Source organism: Pseudarthrobacter sp. MDT3-1 (assembly GCF_054510755.1).
The window spans coordinates 37,186-62,579 of sequence record NZ_JBTNDX010000025.1; the positions used below are offsets into that span (position 1 = coordinate 37,186).

General features: G+C 59.7%; 13 protein-coding genes and 2 pseudogenes. 7 read left to right on the forward strand and 8 right to left on the reverse strand.

What is annotated here, in order from left to right:
• Positions 1 to 559 precede the first annotated feature (559 nt).
• The 4 genes from ACX80X_RS17040 (at position 560) to ACX80X_RS17055 (ending at position 6,091) form a co-directional block, all read left to right on the forward strand.
• A complete protein-coding gene (locus ACX80X_RS17040) occupies positions 560 to 1,867 on the forward strand; it encodes a DNA cytosine methyltransferase (protein WP_459312771.1) in 1,308 nt (435 codons plus the stop codon).
• Between the two features lie 150 nt (positions 1,868 to 2,017).
• Positions 2,018 to 3,424, forward strand: a complete 1,407-nt coding sequence (locus ACX80X_RS17045) for a hypothetical protein (RefSeq protein WP_459312773.1) — start codon at positions 2,018 to 2,020, stop codon at positions 3,422 to 3,424.
• A complete protein-coding gene (locus tag ACX80X_RS17050) occupies positions 3,424 to 5,253 on the forward strand; it encodes a DEAD/DEAH box helicase (RefSeq protein ID WP_459312775.1) in 1,830 nt (609 codons plus the stop codon). Before ACX80X_RS17045 ends, ACX80X_RS17050 begins: the two co-directional genes overlap by 1 nt.
• Positions 5,254 to 5,356: 103 nt before the next feature.
• Positions 5,357 to 6,091 (forward strand): protein NO VEIN domain-containing protein, encoded by a 735-nt coding sequence (locus tag ACX80X_RS17055; RefSeq protein ID WP_459312777.1) that lies wholly within the window; start codon positions 5,357 to 5,359, stop codon positions 6,089 to 6,091.
• Between the two features lie 955 nt (positions 6,092 to 7,046).
• On the opposite strand, the gene ACX80X_RS17060 is transcribed toward ACX80X_RS17055, so the two are convergent.
• The 3 genes from ACX80X_RS17060 to ACX80X_RS17070 are packed head-to-tail and all read right to left on the reverse strand — an operon-like array spanning position 7,047 to position 15,459.
• Complete coding sequence (locus ACX80X_RS17060) at positions 7,047 to 12,482, reverse strand: DEAD/DEAH box helicase (protein ID WP_459312779.1); 5,436 nt, start codon at positions 12,480 to 12,482, stop codon at positions 7,047 to 7,049.
• Between the two features lie 42 nt (positions 12,483 to 12,524).
• Positions 12,525 to 13,433 (reverse strand): hypothetical protein, encoded by a 909-nt coding sequence (locus ACX80X_RS17065; protein WP_459312781.1) that lies wholly within the window; start codon positions 13,431 to 13,433, stop codon positions 12,525 to 12,527.
• On the reverse strand, positions 13,423 to 15,459 hold the full coding sequence (locus tag ACX80X_RS17070; RefSeq protein ID WP_459312783.1) for a hypothetical protein: 2,037 nt from the start codon (positions 15,457 to 15,459) through the stop codon (positions 13,423 to 13,425). The genes ACX80X_RS17065 and ACX80X_RS17070 overlap by 11 nt, the downstream gene beginning before the upstream one ends.
• Positions 15,460 to 16,697: 1,238 nt before the next feature.
• On the opposite strand from ACX80X_RS17070, the gene ACX80X_RS17075 reads away from it, so the two are divergent.
• On the forward strand, positions 16,698 to 18,554 hold the full coding sequence (locus ACX80X_RS17075; RefSeq protein WP_459312785.1) for a DUF262 domain-containing protein: 1,857 nt from the start codon (positions 16,698 to 16,700) through the stop codon (positions 18,552 to 18,554).
• A gap of 467 nt (positions 18,555 to 19,021) precedes the next feature.
• Here ACX80X_RS17075 and ACX80X_RS17080 read toward each other — a convergent pair whose 3' ends face one another.
• The 3 genes from ACX80X_RS17080 to ACX80X_RS17090 form a co-directional block, all read right to left on the reverse strand.
• A complete protein-coding gene (locus ACX80X_RS17080) occupies positions 19,022 to 19,309 on the reverse strand; it encodes a hypothetical protein (RefSeq protein WP_459312787.1) in 288 nt (95 codons plus the stop codon).
• Positions 19,310 to 19,520: 211 nt separating this feature from the next.
• Complete coding sequence (locus ACX80X_RS17085) at positions 19,521 to 20,018, reverse strand: GAF domain-containing protein (RefSeq protein WP_459312789.1); 498 nt, start codon at positions 20,016 to 20,018, stop codon at positions 19,521 to 19,523.
• 233 nt (positions 20,019 to 20,251) lie between these two features.
• On the reverse strand, positions 20,252 to 20,395 hold the full coding sequence (locus ACX80X_RS17090; protein WP_459312791.1) for a hypothetical protein: 144 nt from the start codon (positions 20,393 to 20,395) through the stop codon (positions 20,252 to 20,254).
• A gap of 536 nt (positions 20,396 to 20,931) precedes the next feature.
• Between ACX80X_RS17090 and ACX80X_RS17095 the strand changes: the two genes are divergently transcribed.
• Entirely contained in the window at positions 20,932 to 21,633 is a 702-nt protein-coding gene (locus ACX80X_RS17095; RefSeq protein ID WP_459312793.1) for a DUF6338 family protein, read from the forward strand.
• A gap of 725 nt (positions 21,634 to 22,358) precedes the next feature.
• On the opposite strand, the gene ACX80X_RS17100 is transcribed toward ACX80X_RS17095, so the two are convergent.
• Together ACX80X_RS17100 and ACX80X_RS17105 are read right to left on the reverse strand one after the other, a co-directional pair.
• Entirely contained in the window at positions 22,359 to 23,531 is a 1,173-nt protein-coding gene (locus ACX80X_RS17100) for a TRAFAC clade GTPase domain-containing protein (protein WP_459312795.1), read from the reverse strand.
• Positions 23,532 to 23,745: 214 nt separating this feature from the next.
• Positions 23,746 to 23,951, reverse strand: a pseudogene (locus tag ACX80X_RS17105) (DeoR/GlpR family DNA-binding transcription regulator); the annotation flags it as partial.
• Positions 23,952 to 23,953: 2 nt separating this feature from the next.
• Here ACX80X_RS17105 and ACX80X_RS17110 point away from each other — a divergent pair.
• Positions 23,954 to 25,218: pseudogene (locus ACX80X_RS17110) on the forward strand (flavin-containing monooxygenase); the annotation flags it as partial.
• Between the last annotated feature and the right edge of the window lie 176 nt (positions 25,219 to 25,394).

Here is a 25,394-nt window from a genome sequence, read left to right on the forward strand (position 1 = left end):
GAAGTCCTCCAAAGCTTGGTGCGTTGCGGTCGGCCGGGGATAGAGTCCACCGGCCGGGCCCAGCGAAGGTCTGCCGAGGGTGTGACAATCCAGGGGGTGAAGTAGTTGTAGGGGATCTCCAGTTCCACTGCGTGCCGGAACAGGGACACCACTTCGGGGTGGAGATGGCCGCGTGGGCGGAACGGAAGCCTGGGCAGTACGTGCCCTCGTCAAGGCCCGGATGGGTTGCAGCATGACCTCCTCCGGGTCTTCCATGTCTGCACCCGACCTGCTCCAGCTTGGTCGGTAGGTGCCCATTGACCCCTTCCCCCATGAGGACAATCTTCCGAGGTTCTGCACCGCTCTGGCGGCCGTGGGATATATTCCAACGGCTCCCAAGTCAGCAGTGCAGTAGCGAAATGAGCACCGATCGGACGTCTACAGGAATTCAGCCAGACACTTGACCCTGTGAGCATTTCCTCCCGCCCTGCATGCAGGGAAGCGGAGAACTGTGTTGTTGCCCATGTCGGTCGGCGAGCGTCCCAGATGGGGGCGCCGGGTCTGAAAGAATAGACACATCATGGACGGAATGAAACGCGCGAGCGAGCTGACAGTGGTCGAGATCTGCGCTGGGGCGGGTGGCCAGAGCCTAGGGTTGCACCTTGCGGGCTTCCGGCACACACTCGCAGTCGAACTAGACCGAGACGCGGCCGAAACCCTGGCGCGTAATCTGTCGCGCCTTGCCGCCGTTGACGGGCAGCCCGAGCCGAATGTTGCTGTCGGGGACGTCGCTGACGAATCAGTGTGGGACCCCGCCGAACATGCGGGCGTGTCCCTGCTTGCGGGCGGAGTGCCGTGCCCCCCGTTCTCGATCGCAGGCAAGCAACTGGGCTCGTCCGACGAGCGAGATCTGTTCGCCTGGGCCGTCGAGGCGGCTGGTCGCATGCAGCCTGACGCCGTGCTGCTCGAGAACGTCCGCGGTCTATCCATGCCGCGTTTCGCCGGGTATCGACAGGCCGTTCTCGACCGGTTCGCTGAGCTGGGATACCGCGCCGACTGGCGGCTGCTTGAGGCCAAGGACTATGGTGTCCCACAATTGCGGCCTCGCTTTATTCTCGTGGCCCTGCGGGAAGAGTTCGCGCCCTACTTCGCATGGCCTGAGCCAACCCCGGCGGTACAAACGGTGGGCGCCGCACTCTATGACCTGATGGCAGCGAACGGCTGGCCGGGTGCGGAGGACTGGGCGAAGGGCGCCGACCGGGTTGCCCCGACCGTTGTCGGCGGCTCCAAAAAGCACGGCGGCCCCGATCTCGGCCCGACTCGGGCAAAGCGCCAATGGCGCGCCTTGGGAGTCGACGGGCTTGGGATCGCTGACGCAGCGCCTGGTCCCGACGTCCCAGCCGACTTCGTCCCCAAACTTACGAATCAGATGGTCGCCCGCATTCAGGGCTGGTCCGGTCGGGCGTACGAGTGGGACTTCGCCGAGCGCAAGGGGCGCAAGACTGCAACCTACCGGCAGATAGGAAACGCGTTCCCGCCTCCGGTAGCGCGCGCTGTCGGGGTCGCTATAGCGTCCGCACTACGAAAGGTCGGAACCCCGTCCGGGAACCACGGCGCGGGAAGCCATGACGAGGTCTACCGGGCGCTGCGTGAGCACGGCGGCTTTGTCTCGTTCGCGGGGCTGCGGAAGGCGCTCGGTGGAAGCCTCGCCGACAGCGAGATTGAGCGCAGGGTCGACTTTATTAGCCGAGACTTTGTGGTCGAGGTGCGCGTTCGCGGCGGCGTGCCCATGTTCAGGCTGGGGGAGTGGCGGGCGTTCCGGGGGCAGTCCGACCATGCTCGCCACGATGTGTTTGCGGTCGATCGGCTGCGTTCGAAGGTTAGTTAGCAGACTCGTGTACCGCTCTAAGTGAGTGGTCTTCCGAGCAAAGCGCTCCGCCTAGCGTTGCCGGCAGCGTGTCGCAGGCTGTTGTCAGCATGTCACGTCAGGTGTTTGGCACACTGATTCTGATCTAGTTCAATTTCTAGGAGTTTCTTTATGCCAGACTTCGGCATACCTCCCAAAGGGGAGGAAATCAAGGCAGTTATCGACCAGCGCCTGAAGCTGGCGATGACTGAAGTCGGCGCGAAGGTCACGATTGACTGGCGTGGTGAGCTGCGCCACCTGTATGTGATCTCCGTGCCGGTCGACATCCTTTACTTCAACCCAGATACCCACCGAGTACGCGCACAGCGGACGCTCGACCCAGAGCGCGATAGGGCTATCGAAGAGGATCCCTGGGGCCAAGTAGCTCAGAACTACCTTCACGATCTGCTTAGGCAGCGGCCCGCGAACCCGGACCAGACGGACCCCGACTACACGGCGCTGATGGACGAGCTGGACGACGTCGGGCAGAGAGAGCCCGGCATCGTTACCCCCCATGGGATCCTGGTCGACGGCAACACTCGAGCCGCCGCGCTGATCGATCTCGGCGAGCAGAACATCAGGGTCGGCGTTCTGCCGGAAGACACCTCGCGCAAAGACATCAACGCCGTTGAGTTGTCGCTCCAGCTACGGAAGGACCGCCGGCGCGACTATTCCTACATCAACCGACTCATCGCGATCGACGAGGAACTGGGGCGCGGGCGCACGGAAGCCGATGTTGCGAAGGATTTCACTATCAAGCTTGCGACGCTGCAGCGAGACCGCTGGGTCTACGCGCTCATACTCGACGCGATCGACCGCAGTAAGACCGCGGACGGGGCGGCCCTGCGTCTGATTGATTTCGAACAGCACCAGGAAAAGCTACGTGAGCTCCACCGCGACTTTTCGAAGCTGAGTATGACGGACTCTGACGCTGCCAAAACCCTGATGCAGTCGCGCCTGGCAATGGTTCTCCTGGACTACCCGAAGACCTCCTTGCGTCTCGCCGAGGCAGATTTTCACACGCGATATCTCGATAGCCGCCTCCCGGAGGACCTTAGACCGAACGTGCAGGGCTCGTATAAGGTCTCGGTTCCGGGCATTCCAGGAGCGATCCTTCCGAGCCAGAGTAGAGCTTCTGCAGCAGCCGAAGCTCTCACGAACCAACTTCTCCGCGCCAAGGCTGTGGCTTCTGACGGCAGGAGCACAAACCCCGAAGAAATCGCTAGGGCGTCTGCAGTTATGAAACAGGCCCGTAGTACCTTCGACGTCGCGGTTAAGCTTGCTGGGCAGAATGCAGAACTCGTGAAGAGGCAGACTGCGGTGCCTGAGCGGCTGACTGACGCAGCGGACTACGTTAGTCAGTGCGCGAGCGAGTTCGCTGAGGCGAAGGCAAAGCGAGCCCTGGACGACGAGGCGTTTGACGATGCACTAATCGTGCTCCGCGACAGCCTTGAAACTCTCGCCCGACAGGCAGGACGCACTTACCCCGCCCCAGGGGAAGGCGTTGCCTGGCTCCTTAAAGCCGTCCGATCAAGGTGATGGCGGCCGACGGCCCGAGCCTCACTATGGGCCTCGCAGCCGAGGTGACACGTGCTCGGCTCACGGCTCGGCCGGGGTTGGAGGGCGATCTCCGTAGGCTGGCAGTCGGCTTCCGCACCAGTACGCAGCGGTCTCCAGGCAGTGTCGAGGTTGAACTCGACGACCTCCTGACAAACCTAGAGGTGCTTAGCAGATGGCCGCACACAGCGGATGGCGACGTGAGCTGGGACGCGCAGCTACAGGCGCTCGTAGTTGACTCGCTGCATGATGCTCAGACGCTCTCCGGGCAGCTGAACGATACCAGCGCGACGGAAACGGTGGACACCGAGGCTGTACCCGGCCTCCTCGGGCCCAATTGGACAGGCGACCTCACGTCGTTCCAGCTGCGCGACATCGCCAAGCTGCTGTCTTTGCGGCATGGAGCCAACTTCTCCGTGCCCGGTGCTGGTAAGACGAGAGTCGGATTGGCCGTATTCCAGGCGCTGCGTCGTCAGGAGAGTATTGAGCGGCTACTCATTGTTGGGCCCAAGTCGAGCTACGACGCGTGGTGCAACGAGAATAGTGAGTGCTTGCAGCCGTCGCTGTCTATGGAGGTGGTCGACGGCGTCCCATCGAGCACTGTGGAAGCAATTATCGTCAACTATGAGCGCCTCCCCAACATGGTTAGCTCGCTCGGCCGCTGGCTCACGGAGCGGCCCTCGATGATCATCCTGGACGAGGCCCATCGGATGAAGCTCGGGGCGGACGGTGCGTATGGCGCAGCGTGCCTCGCTCTCGGCCCTCGCGGTCGGCGGCGGCTCATCCTAACAGGGACACCAGCCCCGAACGGTGTCAAGGACATCGAAAACCTCTTCGGATTCGTGTGGCCAGGTACTGGTCGCCAGACCGTACTCCGGGCGGTTAACGGTGGCGACCTAGCCGATGCGAGCCGCACGCTCAGGCCGCTCTTCACGCGAACGACCAAACATGAGCTCAATCTGCCGCCAGTGGAGACTAGCCTTCGAGTTGTACCGCTGCCTCCATTGCACGCCGAAATTTACGAGGCCCTCGTTGGTCGGTTCTCCACTCGTGCGACTGGACACGAGGGCGACTTCCAGGCTCTTGGTAGGATCTTGGTCTACATGCTCATGGCTGCTACCAGCCCTGCCCTCCTCGCAGTCGGAACCACCCAGTATGAGCCGCTTGCATACCAAGTGCCGCCGCTTCAGATTCCCGAGGGGTCATCGCTTTACCAGTTAATGCAGGACCTTCCCACCTACGAGATGTCGCCGAAGTACCAGGAAGTGCTTGCGATCGTTCGTGAGAATGCTGCCCAGGGTCGAAAGACGCTCGTGTGGTCAACATTCATCCGCAGCCTCAACACCCTGCAACGAATTCTGGTGCGGTTTGGCCCCGCGCTGGTCCACGGCGGTACCCCCGACCGCGAAGAGCAGATCCAACGGTTTAGGAGTGACCCGGACTGTATGGTCCTGCTGTCCAATCCTGCAACGCTCGGCGAGGGGATCAGCCTGCACCACGAGTGCCACGACGCGGTATACGTTGACCGTGACTTTGCCGCGGGCCGATTCCTACAGAGCTTAGACCGTATTCACCGTCTCGGGCTCAGTCCCGACATCACGACCCGAATCACCGTCCTCGCCTCAGAAGGCACCATCGATGAGGTGGTCGCGGCACGGCTCGCGAACAAGCTGACGTTTATGGGTGGCATCCTCGACGACCCGGCCGTTCAGCAGCTGGCCGATTTGGATGAGGAGCCTGCGGTTGGGGGAGGTCTCGACCAGGGGGACCTTCAGTCGTTGATGGGCCACTTGCGTGCGTCTACCACCTGAGCCGATCCTGCTGGCTGCTCGGCGCTGGATGGAGATTCTCCCGATGAGTGGTGGCATCCCACGTGCCCAGGCACTATTGACGACCCACAGACAGTACAGCGACGTGTCACCCACTCAGTACGCGACAGCACTCAGCTGGCTGCGTGACCTGGAGCTCCTGGAAAAGGTCGGATCCCCGATTCCGTTGGCCAACCTGGTACTCGGCGCGATCTTCGAGAACGCAGCACCCCCCTGGGTGCAGGACGCCGACGAGCTCGTTCAGTCACCGGACGAGTTGCCCTCGGACATTGTTTTGGCCGGGGAAGCGCTGGGACTAGATGCGAACGGGGTATTTGAGCAGCTTGCCACCAGTTGGGGCAAGGTCGACACCGCTGTTCGCGAGCGGGTGGGCGCTGCGGGCGAAGCAGCGCTCGTTTCTATTCTCAGAGAAAGCGCCGACGGCAGCGTCGACCATGTGTCGACGTGGTCCGATGGCTTCGGATACGACATCGCCTTCGCCCAGGGGGCCGTCTCCGCCCACCTGGAGGTAAAGAGTACAACCCGGACCGGACGATTCACTGCATACCTGTCGCGGCACGAGTACAGCGTCATGCTACGTGATCATCGATGGGTGCTCGTCGCCGTGCGGCTGACCGCCGGCCTCGAGATCGCGGGAGTGGGCTCGGTGCCCCGGGACTGGATTGCTGCGAACGTATCACGCGACGTGGGGCTCTCCGGAAGTTGGGCGTCATGCAAGCTTGAGGTGCCTGCGGAGATTATCGAGGATCATGTGGCGCAGCTTGGGGCGGACGTGGCGAACAGACTTCCACCATGGCGTCCCTTGCAGCCGCACGAGTGACGGCTCGGCGAGCCTGGTCCCCGCCGTCCGGCGCAGGATCATATGATCACGGGGAACTATTGACCACGCCTGGCTAGACAAGATTAGAAGGAGCAACGTGAAACAACCGGCATGGGATGACCCCGAGTCCAAAGCGGGGACCATGATTCGCGGGGCGCTGTGGCTCCTGCAGGTGGTTGGTGAGGGGGGTACCTTCACAAAGAACGAACTGCGAACGGCTTTTCCCGGCATCTCACAGATTGACAGACGGATCCGGGATCTCAGGGACTATGGGTGGATACTGCACTCTAGCGCCGAAGACGCATCTCTGCTTGCCGAAGATCAGCGGTTCGTGAAGGCTGGGGTGCCGGTGTGGGACCCACACGAGCGCAGGCAGGCTGCTCCCCGAAAGGCGATTTCGAGCAAGGACCGTCAAGCAGTGCTTATACGAGACGGGTACATGTGTACCCTGTGCGGCATCGCGGGCGCTGAGCCGTATCCGGACGACCCCGTCATGACAGCTGTCATCGCCGTCTCGCGGCGCTTTATCCGAACTTTTGACGGCCGAGAAACCGAAACTTTTGTGACCGAGTGCAAGCGGTGCACAGCAGGACGAGGGGCATCTTCGATTGACGAGCGTGACGTCATTTTGGCCGCCACGGAACTTAGCCCCGGAGATCGGCGGCGTTTCATTCGGTGGACGGAGCGTGGCCGACGCGGCAGCACCGAGCTCGACCGCGCATGGGCGGCGTACCTGCGGGTACCGAGTGATAGGCGAAAGGACGTGGCCGGTCAGCTTGGCCGGGACCAGTAAAGACAAACGCCCAGCTTGCGCGGATTGATCCATATGCCGAGGAGCAGCCCAGTGGGGCCGCTCCTCGGCGCTATTGGTATACCTGTGTTCCATCTTGGTGGTTTCACTGGTGGAACCCGGGAGGACTAATGCGTCGCGCACCTTACATTTCTAAGCGCTTGTTCAAACATCAGTTCTGAGGCTTCGGAAGAGGTTGATGACATGGCTGGGGTTGCGGTCGAGCATGAACGTATCGACATAAACCAATCCGTCTAGGCCGGGATGTTCTGCAATTATCTGTGCCGCCGCCCTTGTTAGTCTTTCCGACATCAAATCAGCTTCTCCTGATTCCAGTGGATGCCGCAGCACCAAAGCGATGCGTCCTTCAGCTGGTTTGTCCCACAGGGCGCAGGCGGCAAAGTTGTTCTCGAGTGTGGAGACGTTGTAGACCGCGGCCCAGTTTTTGATTGCTTGCCGATGCTTGTCCAGCTCAATGGTCAGGTTCCGGCCGTCGAGTACTGCTTTCAGGTCTTTGGCTAGACGCCAGTCAAGAAGTGCGTGGTACGCCATATTGGAATAATCGCGCAGGCAGCGGTAGCAGGAAGACGAGCACTCCCGGGAGTGCTCACCCGCCAGTTCGTCCAGGTAGGTGTCGATGTCAGCGAGGTATTCGTGAAGGATCTCGGGTCTTCCCAAGTGGCTGCTGAAGCCCGCGCCGTTCTCCAAGGTGTCGGCAAGAAAAGCGAACGTGGTTGGCTCGCCGTCCTTCAGCCCGGTATAGATTCCGGCGTTGAATTCCTGGGACTGAATGTCTAGCTTCTTCGCAGCCACTGTCCTCATCAGGAAGCTCAGTGAGTACCAAGCAGCTCGGCGGCCTTGAATAGAGTCATACGCGCCGTGTTGTTGAGGCGTTCCGGTGCTCAGATCCAGCCGTAGCCCCTGAGGCTTGATTACTGCTGACTGCGGTCCATAGAACAGGAAGTCCGTTGGTTGAATAGTTCCCAGCGCAGCAGCGATGGAAGGTTCGGACTGGTCGGTGTGCACCGCGCTCGTCCCGTCAGGAGCTATGGCTATGTAGCCGCCCCAGTAATCGTTCGGGAGGGCTTGCTTGAACTGGAAGGATTTGCCGGAGTTGTCATTGATCACATACCTCTTCCCGCGGCCCGAGTATGCGACTGAACCGGGGAGGGAAACGGGTAGCAGTTTTTGGAGATCGGCCACGGCTCGGGTTGAGGTCGACTTAGGTGACCAGGAGAAGTTGCCGTCGAAGTCTCGGGGGGTGCCTGCGCGATATCCTTTGGGTTCCCGGAGATCGATGGTACTGAAGGTTCCAGGGTCAGCTCCGCACTGCGGGCAAGAGCCTGCTGCGTATTCTGAGCCTGTTGGTTTTTCTTCCACGTATGCACACTGCCTGCATACGTCGATTAGTCGTTGGTCGCCTAATGCATTGTCTTCAGCCGTGACGGTGCGACCAGCGGGGTAGAAGGAGGCCACTCCGATGACAGGATAAATTTTCCCGTCGCGCACCAGCTCACTGCCCGGAGCGAACTGGTTAATTGCCATCGCTGCATCGCGGTCGATCACATTGTCCGGCGGCCAGGGGAAAGCGGAGCTTGGTTTTTTGAGGTAGAGGTCCCGCACCTTTGAGGGGAACCCGAACATCGGCAGGAGGCCGCTTTCGGCCAACCGCTGACTAAGGTCGGAATGGCCGGGGATGTCACTGAAGGCAACTATGGAAATATCCTCAGCCAGGGAGGCGATACTGGCACGTGCGATGTCCAAGTCATCCTGGCTTAGGTTCGTGAACGTCGCCAAACCAGTCGCCGCCTCCTCAACTGTTGACCAGTTGTCATTGAGCCATCGACTTAGCAGTGGCTTCACCCTGGCCCAGTCCGACACCAACCCGAACTGGCCATGCGTGTTGTTACCTAATCCGGAGAATCCGTCATCCAGAGAAAGGGCGTCGGTAAAGCCGATGAATGCACGCCGAAGCGTTTCACTTCTCAAAGCACGTGTATAAATTTCGGGACGGTTGAGGGCCAGGTAGGGCGGCGGTGTCGGTTCATTGGTGATGAGTTCGGGCCGTCCAAAGTAATATTCATCGTGGCTGCGGCCCCTGCACACGGTGAGTGACACCGCCATGGGCGTCAGACGTCGGCCGGCACGCCCTACGCGCTGCTGGTAGTTGAAGCGGGTAGGTGGCATGTTGGCCAAGATGACGGAATCGAGGGCGCCAATATCGACACCCGCTTCCATCGTTGTGGTGACGGAGAGTAGCTCAATCCCATCGGACTTCTTGTTCTCCGTCTGGTTGAGGAAAACATTCTGGAACCGGGCTTGTCGGGATTGGGCGGCGAGCCGATCGGTTTGGCCGGTAAGTTCAGCCGCGGTGAGACGGAACTGGCCCTGGTCGTAAGTGGCCTTATGCCCATAGTAATCAAGATCTGTCCCATGAGCAGTTGCCTCTGGGAGGTCCTTACCGCAGTACGTGCACAGACCGCACCCGTATACCAGGTGCCGCCGTCGGCAAGTCTGACATGTCCATTCACTGCTGGAGGGCTGGTAGATGGTTGCCATCTCGGCGTGGATGAGGAAGTTGGATACTGCGTCGCCCCATACCTTCCGGACCGACGTCTGAACGTCATCAATGTCCATGTCGAACTTCACCGAGACTGACTGCCAGAAGGTCTTCAGCTTCCTCGGTGGCGTGTCGGATACGTTTCTCATACCGGCGAATCGGCGCATTCCGGCAAGAATGCGCAGGCTGGACTGTGCGATGGCAGCCGGAGAGGATGGGACGTTCTCGGCGGCGCTGACAGATCCGACGAGTCCAACCCAACCTAAGCCTAGAGACTCATAGTCGCGTCCTACCCCGGAGAATAACCCGTCAATGATCTCCTTCTGCAAGTTTTTGTCTATGGCACCCTCGAGCTTCTTGTGGGCAGTGGATAGGTCTGTTTTCCGTGCTGGTGAAGGTTCCCAGCGGTAGATATGCGACCAGGATGAGGGGGCCTTCTCGTCAGTTTGCTGGAGAGAAGCCGATGGACCGCCGGGATTTATACCCATCTCCACCAGCCGCTGACTAACACGGTCAGTGAGTACGGGAAGCGAAGGAGATTGAGCAAGCTCGCGGATGGCTTCCGTTTCCGGCACGTCACTCTCAAGGTCCCACACGTCCTGCAGGAGGGTGAATGCCTTCAGATCCTTGGCGCGCAGGCGTTTGATCGCGTCCTTGGACTCGGCGGTCTTCTTTCCGTCGACGATATGTTCCTTGGCTAACGGAATATCGGCTGCAACCTGATCTGATGCCGCAAGTTCTGTACGGAGGAGCAACCGCAACAGATCCTGGTAGTGCCGGAGACTGATTCCGGACGATAACTTGGCGGCGTCCTGTCGGCTGTCCGTGAAGACGATGGTTTTCCGGTTCGCGGGCTCAAGGTCTTGGAGCAGTTCCGTGATGAGCACCTGATTTATTTTTTCGAAACCGGTGCGCATGGCCCGAATGGGTGATCTTTGACGTTTCTTGTCTGCCGCTGGCACGACCCCATCGGCGGTGTGGGTTATCTCCCAGTCATCGGCGCAATTAGGGCACCGCGTAGGGAACGGAGACAACTGCTCGGGGTTCCGTTTGAACACGCCCGAGTTCTGGCCGCGCTTGCCTGCGGGTGTGGCCACCTGGAACGTCCAGCCTGTGTGGTCATTACTTCCGGTCGGCCGGAGCTCGCCCGTCTCAGGCCTGAGGATTGAGCGTCGAAATGCGTACTCTACTTTTTTGCTGTCTGCAGTCCATTCCCGATCCTCCAGATCTGGGTACTGCTTCTGCGGCCAGTAAAGAAGGTAGTTGTTGGCGGTTCGCTCGAGACCCACCTGATCGGGTAGATGTTCTATGTCGGACAGGTCTGCCAGCAGGGTTACTGACTTCCCTGGAGGTTGGGTCGAACCGGCGGGTACGTACCCTCCCAGGAAAACGTCTCCACAATTTTGGCAGTACAGGAATTCCAGGACTCTGGAGCCGCATAGGCACCGGCTGACCGGTTCGGAGTACAGGCGACCTACGGGACGCGTCTGACTACCTCCTTCCTGAACTTCAGGGCACGCCGGGTCGGTGCAGGCCCACATACCCGGTACGTTGCGGAAGAAAAGATGGCTTCGCAGTAAAGGCCATTTGACGGCGCCTGTTTTTTCCGGGGAGGCGGCAGCAGCTTTCAAGAGCTTCTGTACTGCCTGACGGCGTGAATCTTCAGGCAGCGCGGGGAATAGATGATGTTCCATCTGCTTTAGAGACTTCGCCTGCGGTTTTGATTGAGGCTCCCCATTTTCGGCCAGGAAGAAGACGTTACTTAGGGCACTGGCTCCCGTGAGCTCGTCCGTGTGGCCGGGGACTCCCTCCGGGGTTGCGAATCCCGTTTCCGACAGGTCAAGAGCCGGATCCTGTGCGCGGATGAGCTGTCCGGAAAGGAAATCGAATGATTCGCGCGGCACACCAAAGAATTCCTCGACGAAGGCTTCGTCCCGTTCAGATTCCAAGGAGGCTGAGGCAGCGATGACTTGGAACTGGTTGGAGTCTTCAGCGAGTCCGAGCCTCATTTTCAGATTGCGGATGAGTAGCGCGACTTCTGTGCCGGCCGTACCTCTGTAAGAGTGCAGTTCATCGACGATGAATGTGAATCGATGGTCAGAGCTGGCTTGAAGCCACTCACGGGTTGAGTCGAAGTACCGACTGTCACGCTCGCGCAGGAGCAGGACATTGAGCATCGAATAGTTGGTGATGAGAATGTCGGGGGCAGCGTGGGCCATGTCCCACCGGGAGACCATTTCAGCTCCGCCAAGATGGGGCATGAAGTACTTAGACTCGTCATCGAGCTGCTGCATCTGGGTACTGCGATGATCAATATCTTGAAGATAGGAGCGTAGATTCCCCACGGCAACTTTGTTGTCCAGTGCTCCTGTGACGGGCGTTGCCCCGGTGTACCGCCCGAAGTAAAAGCGGTGGCCGCGCCTGTTCTTATCCAGCCACGTCCGGGCCGCATCGCTGTCCAGTGCCTTTCGCAGCCGGATGAGCTGATCATCAACCAGCGCGTTCATCGGATACAAAATGATGGAGCGGACAGCTTTGGTACGTCCAGCCTCTGTCTCCCGCTGTGGTACGAACGGACTATTTGCCCCTCTCCACCATGTCGCGAAAGATGATCCGTGACCGGTCCAGGAGGTTGATTCGGCCAAAAGGTTAGAAAGTAAAGGCAGGAGAAAGGCCTCGGTCTTACCTGCACCGGTGCCTGCGGTCACCACCACATTGCGTTTATCCTTTACGACCGAAATCAGGGCTGACTCCTGGTGGGTGTACAGGTCCCGACCGGCAGGGATGAGACCGGTCCGCGCGAACTCAACCAGGTCCTTCGAGGCGTGGGCCTGTTGTACTGAGTCCTCGAAGGACTTCGTGGAGGCCATGTATTCGGGGCGCAGTTCGATGAAGGGTTCCCTGTAGACACCGTTGTCCTTGTCGAGGATCCGGCGTCGTTCTGCTTCAAGTTTTTCATCAGCAAGTCCGAAGGGTGTGTCGTAATAACGAAAATACGACTCCCTCAAGTGGTTGAACGTTTCCACTATGTCTAAAGGCATGATGTCGTCTTTCTGTAGAACGAACGGGAGCGCTGCATATGTCTAGCGCACTTGAAGGTGTTGGTGAATCGATCGCGCGACGGCTAGAGCAACAGAGTTGGGCACATTCTCATAGGTCCACGCTCCGCCCGGAGGCTTGACAGGGCTGACTCCGCTGCACAAGGCCAGCGCTCGTCGGTGTTGCACGGGTAGCGGCAGGCTGGCCTTGACACGGAGTGTCCCGATGGGGTCTTCGACATCTTCGAAGACATTGAACTGCAGACCCTTGCTGTCTACCTCGGACATGGTGAGGCACACACCTTCCGCATAGCCGACGGAGGACCAGAGCCCAGATCTGAGCAACCAGTATTGCCACCGTCCGTTCACCGTTTGTCTGTAGAGTCCGTCCCGGCGGAAGGCTTCAGCGTGAGTGAACTCCAGTTGGAGGACGTTGAACATCTCAACTGCTGGCCCGTAAGTGTTGGGTCCCGCTGCTCGAGGCCCGGGAGCAAGCAGAGGAAGATTCGCTGCGACCGACAAAGCAGCACACGGGATGAACGATGCTCCTGCGTTGGCAGCAACCTCGCTGAGTTCCGCTTCACTGTCGTATTCAAGGAGAAGGATCCCTGGGTCGCCGAGCGCTGCTGTCCCGCTTTTCGGGGGTTCCACCTTGTGGAGCACCGCCTCCTCTTCGAGCCGGTCCTCTAGTTGCGTTGTTCGTCTGCCGACGACCAATGCAAACGCCGAGGACCCTGGAAGTTGTGTTAACACCGTTGGTCGAATTCGCCATTTGCTCTCCGACCACAACAAATCTAGATGCCCCAGCACCTCCAGACGCCGCAGATACGCTCGAGCTGCATTCGTTCTGGAATGAGGAAGACCGTTCATCAACGCGGCGACTGATGGTGATACGTCAGAAATGCGGCCATGACCACGAAAACTCAACCACTCTAAGACGAGATCACCGTCCATAGATGCTGTCCTCCATTGACTGTGACAAATATGATCTCCACAGGCGGTCCGGGTTACCGATGGTTTCCCTAGCTGCCCGGCGCCAAAAAGCCTGGGCCGGGCCGTCTATCGATCCGAAGTTCGGTGGATCGGGCGCGATTAGCTGGGGCTGCGAAAACTTTCCTGCCTGTTCAGTCAAAACCCAGGTTGTACCCTGCGGGACAGAGACTTTCCACCGGTAGGACTCGGGGAATCCGAGCCCAGTAATGAAGTGGGGAATAGGAGGTTCACCACACCTTCGCACGAATCCCGAGGGAGACACGAACCATACAGCGGCATCCCGTCCCCGTCTACAGAGCACAAACTCGGGAGCTCTCGCTTCTGGCGCCGGACCCGGAGGCACGACCTCGTCGTGACCTTCGGCGTGTGCCGCCTCCCACTGAGCGGTAGAACCAGTGGAGTGGACGAAAAAATCCAAGGTGAGACCAGCGACGGAAACTGTGTGCTTCCCCTCCGTAAAGGGCCCGGCGAGCCGAAGAGGAAAGAGGGAACCGTTGGCCTTCACTCGTGTTCCGGGCAGTCTGTTGTCAAGGACAACGTGAACGTACTCGTCAGAAGATTCCTCTGGAAGCTGGATATCCGGCTCACCGCCTAGCAGGTAGTGGCGGCCCCCGACATCCGTCCGCAATTCAAGCCCGTTCGCGAGTTTGGGCCGCGAGCTGGGGGGTGCCTTCAGGAGCTGGCCCAGGCTGTTGAACGACCCTGCCGCTGACAGGTCAATCGGCTCCACCAAGGACACATCTACATACACGGCCCATCCTGGAAAGACCTTGCCGCGAAGCTTCCAGTACCCGGGCGCGGCACTTTTGGCGAGAAGCTCGTCCATTTCCACTACATCGGTGTCCTGCACAACGAACAGGTGGGGCTCATCCGGAGTGGCGTCTGGCACCGACTGCCAGTGGCCCGATGAAGGATCGATGCGCAAGATCCACATTTGACGCACATTCTTGGTCAGGACAGCTCGGGCTCCTGTTGCCCGAAAACGGTGGTTGATCAGATTAGCGCTTTGGGGGAGGGTGCCCATTACAACGTCGTAGACAGATCCGTAATCGGGTTTTTGGATCGAGAAGAATGAACCGTTGTCCTGCTTAAACTCGTCCGTTTCTAACCGCGGATCAACAGGGATCACCCAGCTGATCGACCAGTCCCGTGGGTCAATACTCAGGCTCAGGTCCAAACGCACCCGGCCCTTGGCCGCAGCCGGACCGGAACTTTGCTCTGCAGCCAATTTTGCAATCACCGCCAAGAGCAGTGGATTGCCAGAGCCCTTTTGAACCAGGTCGACGAATGCTGTGGAGAATCCCCGTGGCTTGTCTAGCCACAGGCGTAGTAGGGCCAACAACTGTTCCGGTGACGACCTGCCATTCCGATCAACACGGAGCCGGTCAAAAAAACCCGACAACCGATCCCGGTCGGACGCTTTCAACACGGTTTGTGAAAGCGGATAGCCGATTTTGTTGAACGTCTCATGAGTGCGGATAGTGCTCGGGCCTAAGAGATCGTGGTTTCTTTCTATCCAGTCATCGAGGGTTTGCCACAGCTCAGCCACTACATCGAAGTGCTTCTGAATCCCCGTTGCGGTGAGGCTGTTTGTACCGGACGTCATCAGAGTGACCAGCCGAGGGTAATAAGCCGCAGAGGAGAATTTCCCGTCGTTTCGCATTCTGGATCCTGCGATGACAGTGACGGCCAACAGAGGCAGACACGGTGGGGGTTGATCCTGCGGACCCTTCCTCCAGGATGCAAGGCGCCGGTAAATAGGCTCGAATATCGCAGGCTTGTCAGTTTGCCGCAGCTCCGCAAGAACAGCCGAGCGCAGCGCTCCTACAGGATCAGGTAGGAGAGGGCAAATCCGCGTCATTTCTTCATCATCGAGAAAAATGATGACTGGTTCATCAGGTTGGTCGATAGAGAAAAATTCATGGGACAGTTTCGACTGCCAACTGTCGTAGTCCATATGATTCGCCAAAACTTCCTTGTCCCCCATGTAACGATTGTATTCAGATGCCAGGGCAACGACGCGGAACGGCGCGAGCACCTGGCTTGGATAGCCGCGGAACCTATGCGGGCTGGGGAGAACCTCACTGAGTCGCAGGTCAATGAACCTCCTGAACAGCCGCAGCCACTAACCGGGCAGCACTCGGGGAGGAACCGATTTTCTTCAACTCGGGCTTGCACCTGCTGGGCCGGTGATCTTGTCGGAACCGGCTGTAGGGGGCTATCCCCCTGCCAGCGTGGGCATCGTCGGGAGTTTCCATCCTGATCGACGCGCGTCGGGATGGCGCGGAGTCCGGCAATACTGACCTTGACTCATATTTCGATATCAAATTGAACATATACCCGGAGGCACACCTCGCAATCCAACCGACGGCATTTATGCGTAGTGTCTCTTCGGTTGCCCATTGTCCGCAAAGACGGCGGCCGCTGGTCCGACTGCCCTACTCACATTTCACATATTCGTCTAGGAATTTCGGCTGGCATGAGTAATGAGTTCAGCTGCGCTGTATGCGGTGAAAAGCTTGAAGACTGCGAGCATTCCATGGGTGAGCCTTACTTGCACGTCGCACAAAAGACGCATTCCAGAATTTGCACCCTCTGCTATCAGCAAGTATGCCAACATAAGCCCGGCTCCATGTATGAGGTGGCGGTCCAAGGACTGGTATCAGCCGCATACGCACGAAGGTTCTCTAGTGCGCCGGCCTCATTTCCCGCTGGCACGAATCACCGAGGTGGCTTAACCTCGACCTTAACGCAGATGATCTGCTCCATCCGCACATGCTGGCCGGACGCCTGCTCTGCGACACGTGTCAAGGTACGTTCAGCAGCTATCGGTCATTCCCGTAGGTGAGTAATTTGTGGGTCATAGGTGTCAGCCGTTTTCCGCCTCCCGTAGTTTAAGTACGACCGGCAATGGCATGCTTCTGCTTCCAACCAGTCGCGGAAGCCCGGAACGACAAATACCGCGTGTCCCCGCAACCCACCAGACGTCCCAGTGCCTCCACGGCCTCGGAGTACCTCCCGGCTGCCCACTAGCCACAGGATCTCGCTGCGTCGGTGAACCGGAACTTGAATCGTCGGCCAGCAGGTCGTGCAGCGCGGACATGACCTGCTGCATGCCAACCAACATGTCTATTTCCGGCGATAGCTTACGAAGAACGGCGATGAAACGTCCGGTACTGTGGCCGTAACGGCACGCAGGGAACTAGCGATACTAGGGAGAACGTAGTGGCAAAAAAAGGTGAACTGGCCTCCGACCCGATCAGCCTAGGCCAGCGCCTGGCAGACGACGTGCAGCTTGTCTGCCCACTTTTTCAGCGCCGCTACGTATGGCGAACGAGCGAAATAGATCAATTATGGGAAGACATTGACTCTGTCCTCGACGGTTCATACGAGCGCCGGTTCCTAGGGGCTTTGGTGTTTGACGACGAGCTAGCCTCATCCGCTTCGAGTGCCGGTAAGTACCTCGTAATTGACGGCCAGCAGAGGTTAACGACGTTAGTGCTGACGATAGTGGCACTGGCGGAGCGTTCCATGAGCCTGGGCGAAGCGGGCCACCAGTTAGCCCGCGACTTATATGAGCAGTACCTCGTGAGCCGGAAGGCCAATACAAAAAATCAGCCCAAGTTATCCCCAACTCTCGCTGATACTCGCCAGTTCAATGAGATTTTGCGGAGCATATTCGAGGCCGCTTTCGAGTTGGACATCGATCCGCTTAAAGAAACTGGCGACGAGAAGGGAGTGATGACCGATGCGTATCGGTCCATACGCGCCCACGTGCGTTCGCGAACCTCTCCTACGCCTGGCCTGACTGCCGACGAAGGCTGGACCCTGGAGCAGGTTGCGATTTTGCGGGATGTCCTCCTGGACCAGCTGGAATTCGTCGAAATACGTTTGGGTGATGAACACGATCCCAACGAGGTGTTCGACCGTCTAAACAAAGAGGGCGTCCGTCTAGGAATCATAGACCTCGTCCGGAACGAGGTCCTGAAACGCCTCGGTGATGATGCAAAGCTTGCCATGCAACTTTATTCCCAAGAGTGGAAGCCATTTGAAGAATCATTTCACAGCGAAACTGCAAAGAGCGGTTATTTCTACCCTTTTGCGTTGACGATCGATGCGAGCATTACCAAAGCGAAGACATTCTCCACCTTGACCAAAAGGTGGAACGAAATGTTTGACAAGTCGGCAAAGGCGGCAAAGCAAGAGTTGAAGCCGATGCTGACCGCCAAGGAAGAGCTTAAAGAGATCATGGCGGATCTTCGAAGCCATTTATCTGCATACAATGCCATTGCATCGGGCAGGCTCGCCCAGGTTGATGAAGAACTCCGGGAATACGTGCGTAGGCTCGTGGATTTGAATAGTCCGACGGTGACCTACCCCTACCTGATGCAGCTGTTAAGCGCTCATTCGAGCGGCCTCGCCAGTACCGATGATGTCATTCTTGCTCTTCGTATCATTGAGTCATTCCTCGTAAGGCGGGGTCTTCGAGGCATAGAGCCAACTGGATTGCACGCCATCTTTAAGAAGATGTGGGGTGTTGCCGGAGCTGACCCTCAAGCTGTTCGAAAGGCCATAGTGTCGACCACGGTTGTTTATCCGAATGACGTCGACGTTAGGGCTGCGATCATTAGTGATAACCTCTACAAGCGTAAGATATGTCGGTATGTGCTCGCGGAGTATGAGCGCTACGTATCAACCGGGGATGTTTTGGAATTCCTTCCTGAAATGACGGTTGACCACCTTATGCCTCAGACACAGAAGGGCGCTTGGCTGGAGACGGTGTCGAAAGCCGACTTTGATCGACTAGTTAACACGTGGGGAAATCTCGTGCCTTTATCGCAGGGTGCCAACTCCACAAAGGGAGCTATGGACTGGGCGCAGGCGAGAGAGCTTCTAAGCACGGAAACTATCTTCTCTTCCACAAAGCAGGTGTACGCCCACCACGACGAATGGAACGCAGAGACGATTGAAGCGCGGTCGAGAAATATTGCCATTTGGGCCCTGGACAGGTGGCCCCACTTTGTGGAGCTTATGGGCGAGGAACAGCTTGCTCAACCGATGCTGACTATGACAGAGGCATGACCTATGGACACCGCTACTGGGGTTGTATGGCAGGCGCGGGTAATGCGACCTAAGCAGCTCATGAGGCGGGTAGATTCAGGCAGGTCCTGGTACCAGACCGGATGATCTTTGGACGTGAGGTTTGCACTTAGACAACGCTCGGACTTCCGAAGAGAGCGACTGTTGCCACCGGAATTTGCAGCCCGGCGTCCAGATGTTCTGCATCTGCACGGGGTCGGCGCGGTCGTCCGCCAGCAGCCTTCAGGGAAGTGCAAGCCACACCTACCTCAGTCGTCTCATTTGGTCAGTGCGTTAGTTCTTGGTCTGCGGATGGCGTCGAGGATGGCTTGCTGCTCTTCACCGACCGTGGGGGCGCACCTCTGGGTGACGCCGCCGAAGGTGCAGGCCAGTCGGCCCTGCCGATTTAGCACCGCGAGGTTGCGGCGGATGGTGGAGAACGCGGGGGCCAGGCTTTGGTTTTGACCAGCTCAACCACCGAGAGTGAATGAAGCCCGGAACGCCAAGTACCGCGCATCCCCGCGACCCACCAGCCGCCCCAGGGCCTCGACTGCCTGAGAATCCGTGGAGCCCATGTCGGTGGACAGCCAGCGGACAAGCAGCCCGGCATCGCCGCTGGACCGCACGGCGGAGCCGAGGGCCACGTCCAGCTGGTCGCGGAGCAGCTGGACGGCCAGGGCGCACGAGCGGCTGAGCAGGGGAGCCCGGTACGCCGCCAGCGCTTTGGCCACCCGTCCCTCGTGCAGCAGCCGCAGCACCGCCCCGAATCCGAACGTCCCCTCAGGCCCGCGACGAACCGGTAGGGGTTCGACTCCACGGCATCGCCCAGCATCGAGCGGACCCTGAACATCTCGGTGCGGATGGCCTGCGGCGTGCCCGCATCGCCATAGAGCTCGTAGGCCAGTTCTTCGGCGCTCCACCCTTGGGATCGCGAATCCAATAGCGCCAGGATCTCCGCCCGGCGCAGAGTCAGCGCCACCCGGCTCCCATCGGCAAACACAGCGGCAGGTTTGTCCCCAAGAAGCTCCAGCGATTCCACCGCAGCCTCTGGCCGCCTGACTGACTGCCGGGACGCACGAACGGAAGAAGGGGCACCCGCGGAAGTCCCGCCGTCGGGCGTTCCCAAAAGCGCCTCCGCCACCCAGACCACGCACCGCACCATCCGCAGCGTGTCCGCCCTGAAGGTGTCCTGCGGTCCGGAGACGTCGAGCACGCCAGCAACTTGCCCGTCAAAGGGTCCGTGATGGGCGCCGCCGTGCAGGCCCGCTCGTGGTGGGTGCGGATCAGGTGCTCGGCGGAGAACAGCTGCACCGGCCGGCCGGTGACCAGCGCCTCGCTGATGGCGTTGGTGCCGATCCCGGCCTCGGACCAGTCGGCCCCTTCGGAGAACTCCAGCCCGTCCGCGCGCCGCAGCACCTCTGGGCTGCCCACCCGCCACAGGACCTCGCCGCGGGCGTCGGTGAGCACCAGCAGGTGTCGGCCGGAACTGGAATCGTCGGCCAGCAGGTCGTGCAGCCTGGCATGACCTGCTGCAGCCGGTGCTCCCGGCGCAGTTCAGGACGTCGGCGTTTGGAGTACCCAGCCAGGACACAGACGCTGTTGCCGCACCGGGTCATCAGCTTCTTGAGCAGGGTTTGGGCAGGGTCGGCTTCGCAATGCCGTCCTCGGCGTTGACTGCGTCGGCGCTAGGGAACACGCGGTCAAAGCTCATCCACTCCAGCGCGGCCTCGGCGAACGGTCCCACGAAGCTCCGGCTCAGGCTCCTGGCCGCCCAGGCAGTCCACCTCGATGCCGTCAGAATCCGACAGGTCCTTCATGGTGTTGATGCCGGGGGTGATGGACACATTTTTCGAACCCGCGCCCCTCGTGGACCGGGTACCCATGTTGGGCCGACGTCGAGCAGTTGTTCTCCCTGGGCAGGATCAGTGACGCGGCCAAGTGGGCGATAGCTTGTTTCTGCTCAAAACGCTCGCCGGTGCGCTGACGCAGCGACGCTTCCGGTGTGGGCGCCTAGAGGCCGCGGTAGTGATATGGTCTTTTCGGTCGGAGGGGTAGTCATCCTGATGTGATCACACAACGTACGCTTGGTCCCTAAAAAGTGAAACCTGCGAACAAGGTCGTGTCGCCCACGTATGTTCAGGTCACGAGTGCATGCGCAGAGAGCTGAAGCCTACGAACGATAGGATGCATGACGCAAAGCGTCAGACTGATGCGCAGAGCGTGCCGTCACCATGAAGGCGCCTCGCTTGCGTACACTCGGAAAGTGGCGAGCTGGGCTGCGGTGCTGTGGCCTCTCCGAAGCTGTCGTCGTCATGAAAGTCGAGAGGGTCCACAACGTCATGAGGTCAGACGGTTTGAAAGTACGGGGAGCAGAAGTCCGATGACGGTCCCAAGTTCACTCCCGGAACTATTTTTCTTCGCAGCGATGGTTGTCCCCGGCATCACGTATGCGTGGGCAAAACGCAGATTCGTCGGGTGGCAAGCTCCAAACCAGGATGTCGGGGCGCGCGTCCTGGAGGCGCTGTTCGTCAGCGCCGCGTTTCTGATCGCATACGGTGCGCTGTTCTTCGCCATTTCAGGAGCGACCATAGCGGACGCCGCGGTTCAGCTGGATGCCGTTACTCAGAAATGGCATGGAGCATGGGTATGGATCCTTGGAGCGGTTCTACTCGTGGGCTTGCCCACTCTGGCCTCATATTTCATCAACGCACGTTGGGTGAAGACGCCTATGTCTGACGGGACGGTAAAGCGCAAGCAGGTCAATCGCTCGAAGGACACGCCGCGGGGGTGGGATAAGTGTGCATTCAGCGCGTACACCCCGAGATTCGTCCGCATCAAGACCTCGAACGGCAGCTGGTACGGGGGGTGGTTCGACTCGGACTCCCTCGTGAGTACGTACCCGCACGAAAAAGACATCTTCATCCAGATGCAATGGCAAATGGGACCCGACGGCGAATTCATCGCGGCCGTTGAAGAGTCGCTGGGCGTTTGGGTCCCGGTGACGAATGACTGCATAGTGGAGTGGCTGGCCGCCCCTGCTGACCAAGAATCGAACGAGGAGGACTATGTCCACGCCGAGTAAACCGTCCAAGTCCATCACCGGGAGCGGCGCACCGATACGTGGGGCGGCGCCAGCACGATCCACGCCACCGCCAGGAATGCCGAAGTCTGGTCCGAAGCCATCAAATGGGAGCTCGTCAGCGGTGAAGTCCAGCTGATGGCCTTTCGGCAGAAACCGCCAGCACTTGCGGGATCTCGGGGGCGTTGACGCCGGAAATCACTAGTTCATGGGCGCGGGGAGCACCCGCGGGCGTGTAGAAGCCGCCGCCATCCCGAACACCGTCACCAGGTATTGTGGCAGGAAGCCCGGTTTCCGTGTGCGCATCGGGCATGGATTTTCCCGTTGCGTCGGAGTGGCTGGCGGCCGTGAGCGTGCTGGCGAGATGGACTAGGCCGCTGAAGTCATCCGTTAGCAGGGGGCGGTTTGGGCAGCTTCCAGACTCGGGCGAATTCGCCGGCAACAAGGGGCCAGACCTCACGAAGTCCATCCTCGACTGAGTCGATCCCATCGGCTAAAGGCGGAAAAACGACGAATTCGTGTGGGATGACCCTGCCGGCCGCGTCCTGCCACCCCGAAGGATCTGGGAAACGTAGTGCCACTATTTCACCGACGCGGCGGCAGACTTCGCGCTCATCCTCGACACCAGAGAACACGTTGTCGTATTCCGGAAGCGGATCCGGAAACCCCCCGTCATGGAGAAACCGGAAACCCCAGGTCCGCCCACGAGTGGCCCAGATGAGGGTCATCTACGGCTCCTGAGTAGGATCTGCTCCTCTTCGCCCCTTTTCCAAGTCCATCCGGAAGCCGGACAGGGTGGCTCTTAGGTTGTCCTGGTTGGCCCGCGCTTCGGAATTGATCTCCCTGAGTTTGTCACCTGCCAGCAGTGCCGCATCGCTTGCCAGCTTGGCCGCATCTTTCACCTGCTTGGGATCGAAACGGTTCAGCAGTAGGCCTAATGGGCCAGGCAGGGAACCCTCACTCTTGATCAGCACGGCAGCCAAAGCTTCCGTCCCGACCAGAAGGTTTTCTATCACCTTTCCGCGTATTTGCTTGGTCTGCGCCCACCGGGCGTACCGTTCGATAGGAAGCATGGCTGCCAGCGGCAGGATCAATTCCAGACCTACGCGCTTATTCACCTCGATTTTGCCTGCTTCGAACTTCGCTGACGAAAAGAGTACAAAGTCCTCACCCACTGATAGCGCGTCGTTGTCTTCCACTAGGCCAGCGAGCACCTTGCGAAGTTCGTCTATGTCATCGGCGGCTTTTTCTATGAGGAGATCCCTAAACTTGAACACGTCCAGGTTCGGCAGCAGATCGGACTTGGACAGCGCAAATACCCAAATACGCGGAAACACGGCAAGAGGCTTGCCGTCCTCCAACAGGTCATCCCTAAGCGATAGCAGTCCGTTGCGGAAATTAGTCAACAACGACTTCAGGTACCTCTCCTCCTCGCCGGAGTTGTCCAGCAGCTGCTGACCATCCACCAGTAAGAGAGCGACATCAGAACCAAGCAAAGATTTGAACGTGTCAACTTTGCGCTGGGCCTCCGACCCCTTCACGTCTTCCTCGAACCATTCCCCTGGGTAGTCGTGCCAGACGATGCGCAAGGCGCCGATAGGGTTGGCCTTTTTCTGCTTCTTCTTGGCATCATCCCCATCTTTCAGCTTGATTTTGAAAGAGTAAGACGTGGCAGAAAAACGGGTGGTCTCGGGCGGCCGTGCCGAATTTTTCATGCCAAGGTAATTCTTATGGAGCCGATTGCCTTGGCCAATATCGTCTGGCACGACATTGAACAGACTCTTCTGCAGGTACTGAGACTCTTGCGTGGCTCCGTAGAACGAGGAGAGCATCACGGTCTTACCACTGCCGCTCTCACCAAATACTGCAATGTGCTGCTCTCGCGCTCTGCCCAATTCCATATGAGGAGCATACGCGAGGCGGCATTCTCCAACCCGCAGGCCACCGCTGCGCCGGTCCGGTCGCTGTCACCGTGATGTTCCGAGGACCAAATCTGACACGTGAGTGCCGACCGCGCTCAAAGTCAGCCGAGAAATCGTCCAGAATTCGGTTAGAGTTCGCGTGTCCGACGAAACGCCGGCATGGAGGTCGGAGGGTTCCTAAACCTCAGCCACCTCAACCCTTACTTACCCACGCGTCCCGGAACCTCTGCACCTGACCCGGGTCGGCTCCTTCGTCCGTTACCAAGGTCCACGGCAAGCCAAACGTGCCCAGCCGTGGAAGGGCAGCAGGCACAACTTGTCCGCCAGCACATACACAAGGTTTCCGCGCCGGGCCATGAGCTCTTTGAGCCGGGTCTGGGCGTGGTCGGCTTCGCAGATCCGCCCTCGCGGCCTGGCTGCGGCGCCTGGGCTTCCCCACCCTCGTCATCGAGAAGAACCAGAAGCCGGGCGACTCCTGACGGAACCGCTACAAGTCCCTGCACCTGCACGACCCCGTCTGGTACGACCACATGCCGTACCTGAAGTTCCCGGACGACTGGCCCGTCTTCGCCGCCAAGGACAAATCGGCGACTGGCTGGAGCACTACACCCGGATCATGGAGCTGAACTACTGGGGCGGGACCGAGTGCCTGGGCGCCGAGTTCGACGACGGCACCCAGGAATGGGTGGTCAACGTCCGCCGCAACGGCGAACCGGTGACCCTCCGCCCCAGGCAGCTGGTGTTCGCCCTGGGCGTCTCGGGCTACCCCAACATTCCCACGTTCGACGGCGCGGGGTCCTTCCTGGGGGAGCAGCGCCATTCGTCGCAGCACCCGGGCGGCGGGGACTGGACCGGGAAGAAGGCGGTAGTGATCGGCTCCAACAACTCGGCGCACGATATCTGCGCGGACCTGTGGGAGCACGGCGCCGACGTCACCATGGTGCAGCGGTCCTCCACGCACATCGCCCGCAGCGAGTCGCTCATGGACCTGGCGCTGGGCGACCTGTACTCCGAGAAGGCTTTGGCGAATGGCGTCACCACGGAGAAGGCCGACCTGCTGTTCGCGTCGCTGCCGCTGCGGATCCTGCCCGAGGCACAGGTGCCCGTGTACCAGGAGATGGCTGCCCGGGACGCAGATTTCTACTCCCAGCTGGAGGCCGCCGGGTTCGATCTGGACTTCGGCGTGGACGGGTCCGGGCTGTTCGTGAAGTACCTGCGGCGTGGCTCCGGCTACTACATCGACGTCGGCGCCTCACAGCTCATCATCGATGGCCGGGTGCAGCTGAAGTCCGGGGAGGTCTCCAAGATCACCGGAAACGCCGTGGTCCTGAACGACGGCACCGAGCTGGACGCGGACCTGATTGTGTACGCCACCGGCTACGGCTCCATGAACGGCTGGCTGGCGGACTTGGTCTCTCCCGAAATTGCGGACCGCGTGGGGAAGTGCTGGGGATACGGCTCGGACACCCCGAAGGACCCGGGCCCCTGGGAAGGGGAGCTGCGCAACATGTGGAAGCCCACCAACGTGCCCAACCTCTGGATCCACGGCGGCAACCTGCACCAGAGCCGGCACTACTCCTCCTACCTGGCCCTGCAGCTCAAAGCCCGGATGGAAGGACTGGAGACACCGGTGTACGAACTGCAGCCCACCCATCACACGCGCTGATTGCGGTGGCCGGTGGTTGGGCTCAGCAGACACCGCTGAGCCCAACCACGGCAGGCCGCCGTCGACCCCTCCAACGCTCTCTCACTAGTCCGAAAATGGAGGGGACGTGACCGCGGTCGGTGCGCACTGGTGCACCCCGTCGTGGTCTGGCGGGTGTTGGTGTTGGTATGAAGACG

What these genes read in the sequence shown, in the direction of transcription:
- ACX80X_RS17040 (WP_459312771.1), top strand. Translation starts at nt 560, where the DNA reads ATGGACGGAATGAAACGCGCGAGCGAGCTGACAGTGGTCGAGATCTGC.
- ACX80X_RS17045 (WP_459312773.1), top strand. Translation starts at nt 2,018, where the DNA reads ATGCCAGACTTCGGCATACCTCCCAAAGGGGAGGAAATCAAGGCAGTT.
- ACX80X_RS17100 (WP_459312795.1), bottom strand. Translation starts at nt 23,531, where the DNA reads ATGGAATTGGGCAGAGCGCGAGAGCAGCACATTGCAGTATTTGGTGAG.
- ACX80X_RS17095 (WP_459312793.1), top strand. Translation starts at nt 20,932, where the DNA reads ATGACGGTCCCAAGTTCACTCCCGGAACTATTTTTCTTCGCAGCGATG.
- ACX80X_RS17065 (WP_459312781.1), bottom strand. Translation starts at nt 13,433, where the DNA reads ATGGACGGTGATCTCGTCTTAGAGTGGTTGAGTTTTCGTGGTCATGGC.
- ACX80X_RS17050 (WP_459312775.1), top strand. Translation starts at nt 3,424, where the DNA reads ATGGCGGCCGACGGCCCGAGCCTCACTATGGGCCTCGCAGCCGAGGTG.
- ACX80X_RS17060 (WP_459312779.1), bottom strand. Translation starts at nt 12,482, where the DNA reads ATGCCTTTAGACATAGTGGAAACGTTCAACCACTTGAGGGAGTCGTAT.
- ACX80X_RS17070 (WP_459312783.1), bottom strand. Translation starts at nt 15,459, where the DNA reads ATGGGGGACAAGGAAGTTTTGGCGAATCATATGGACTACGACAGTTGG.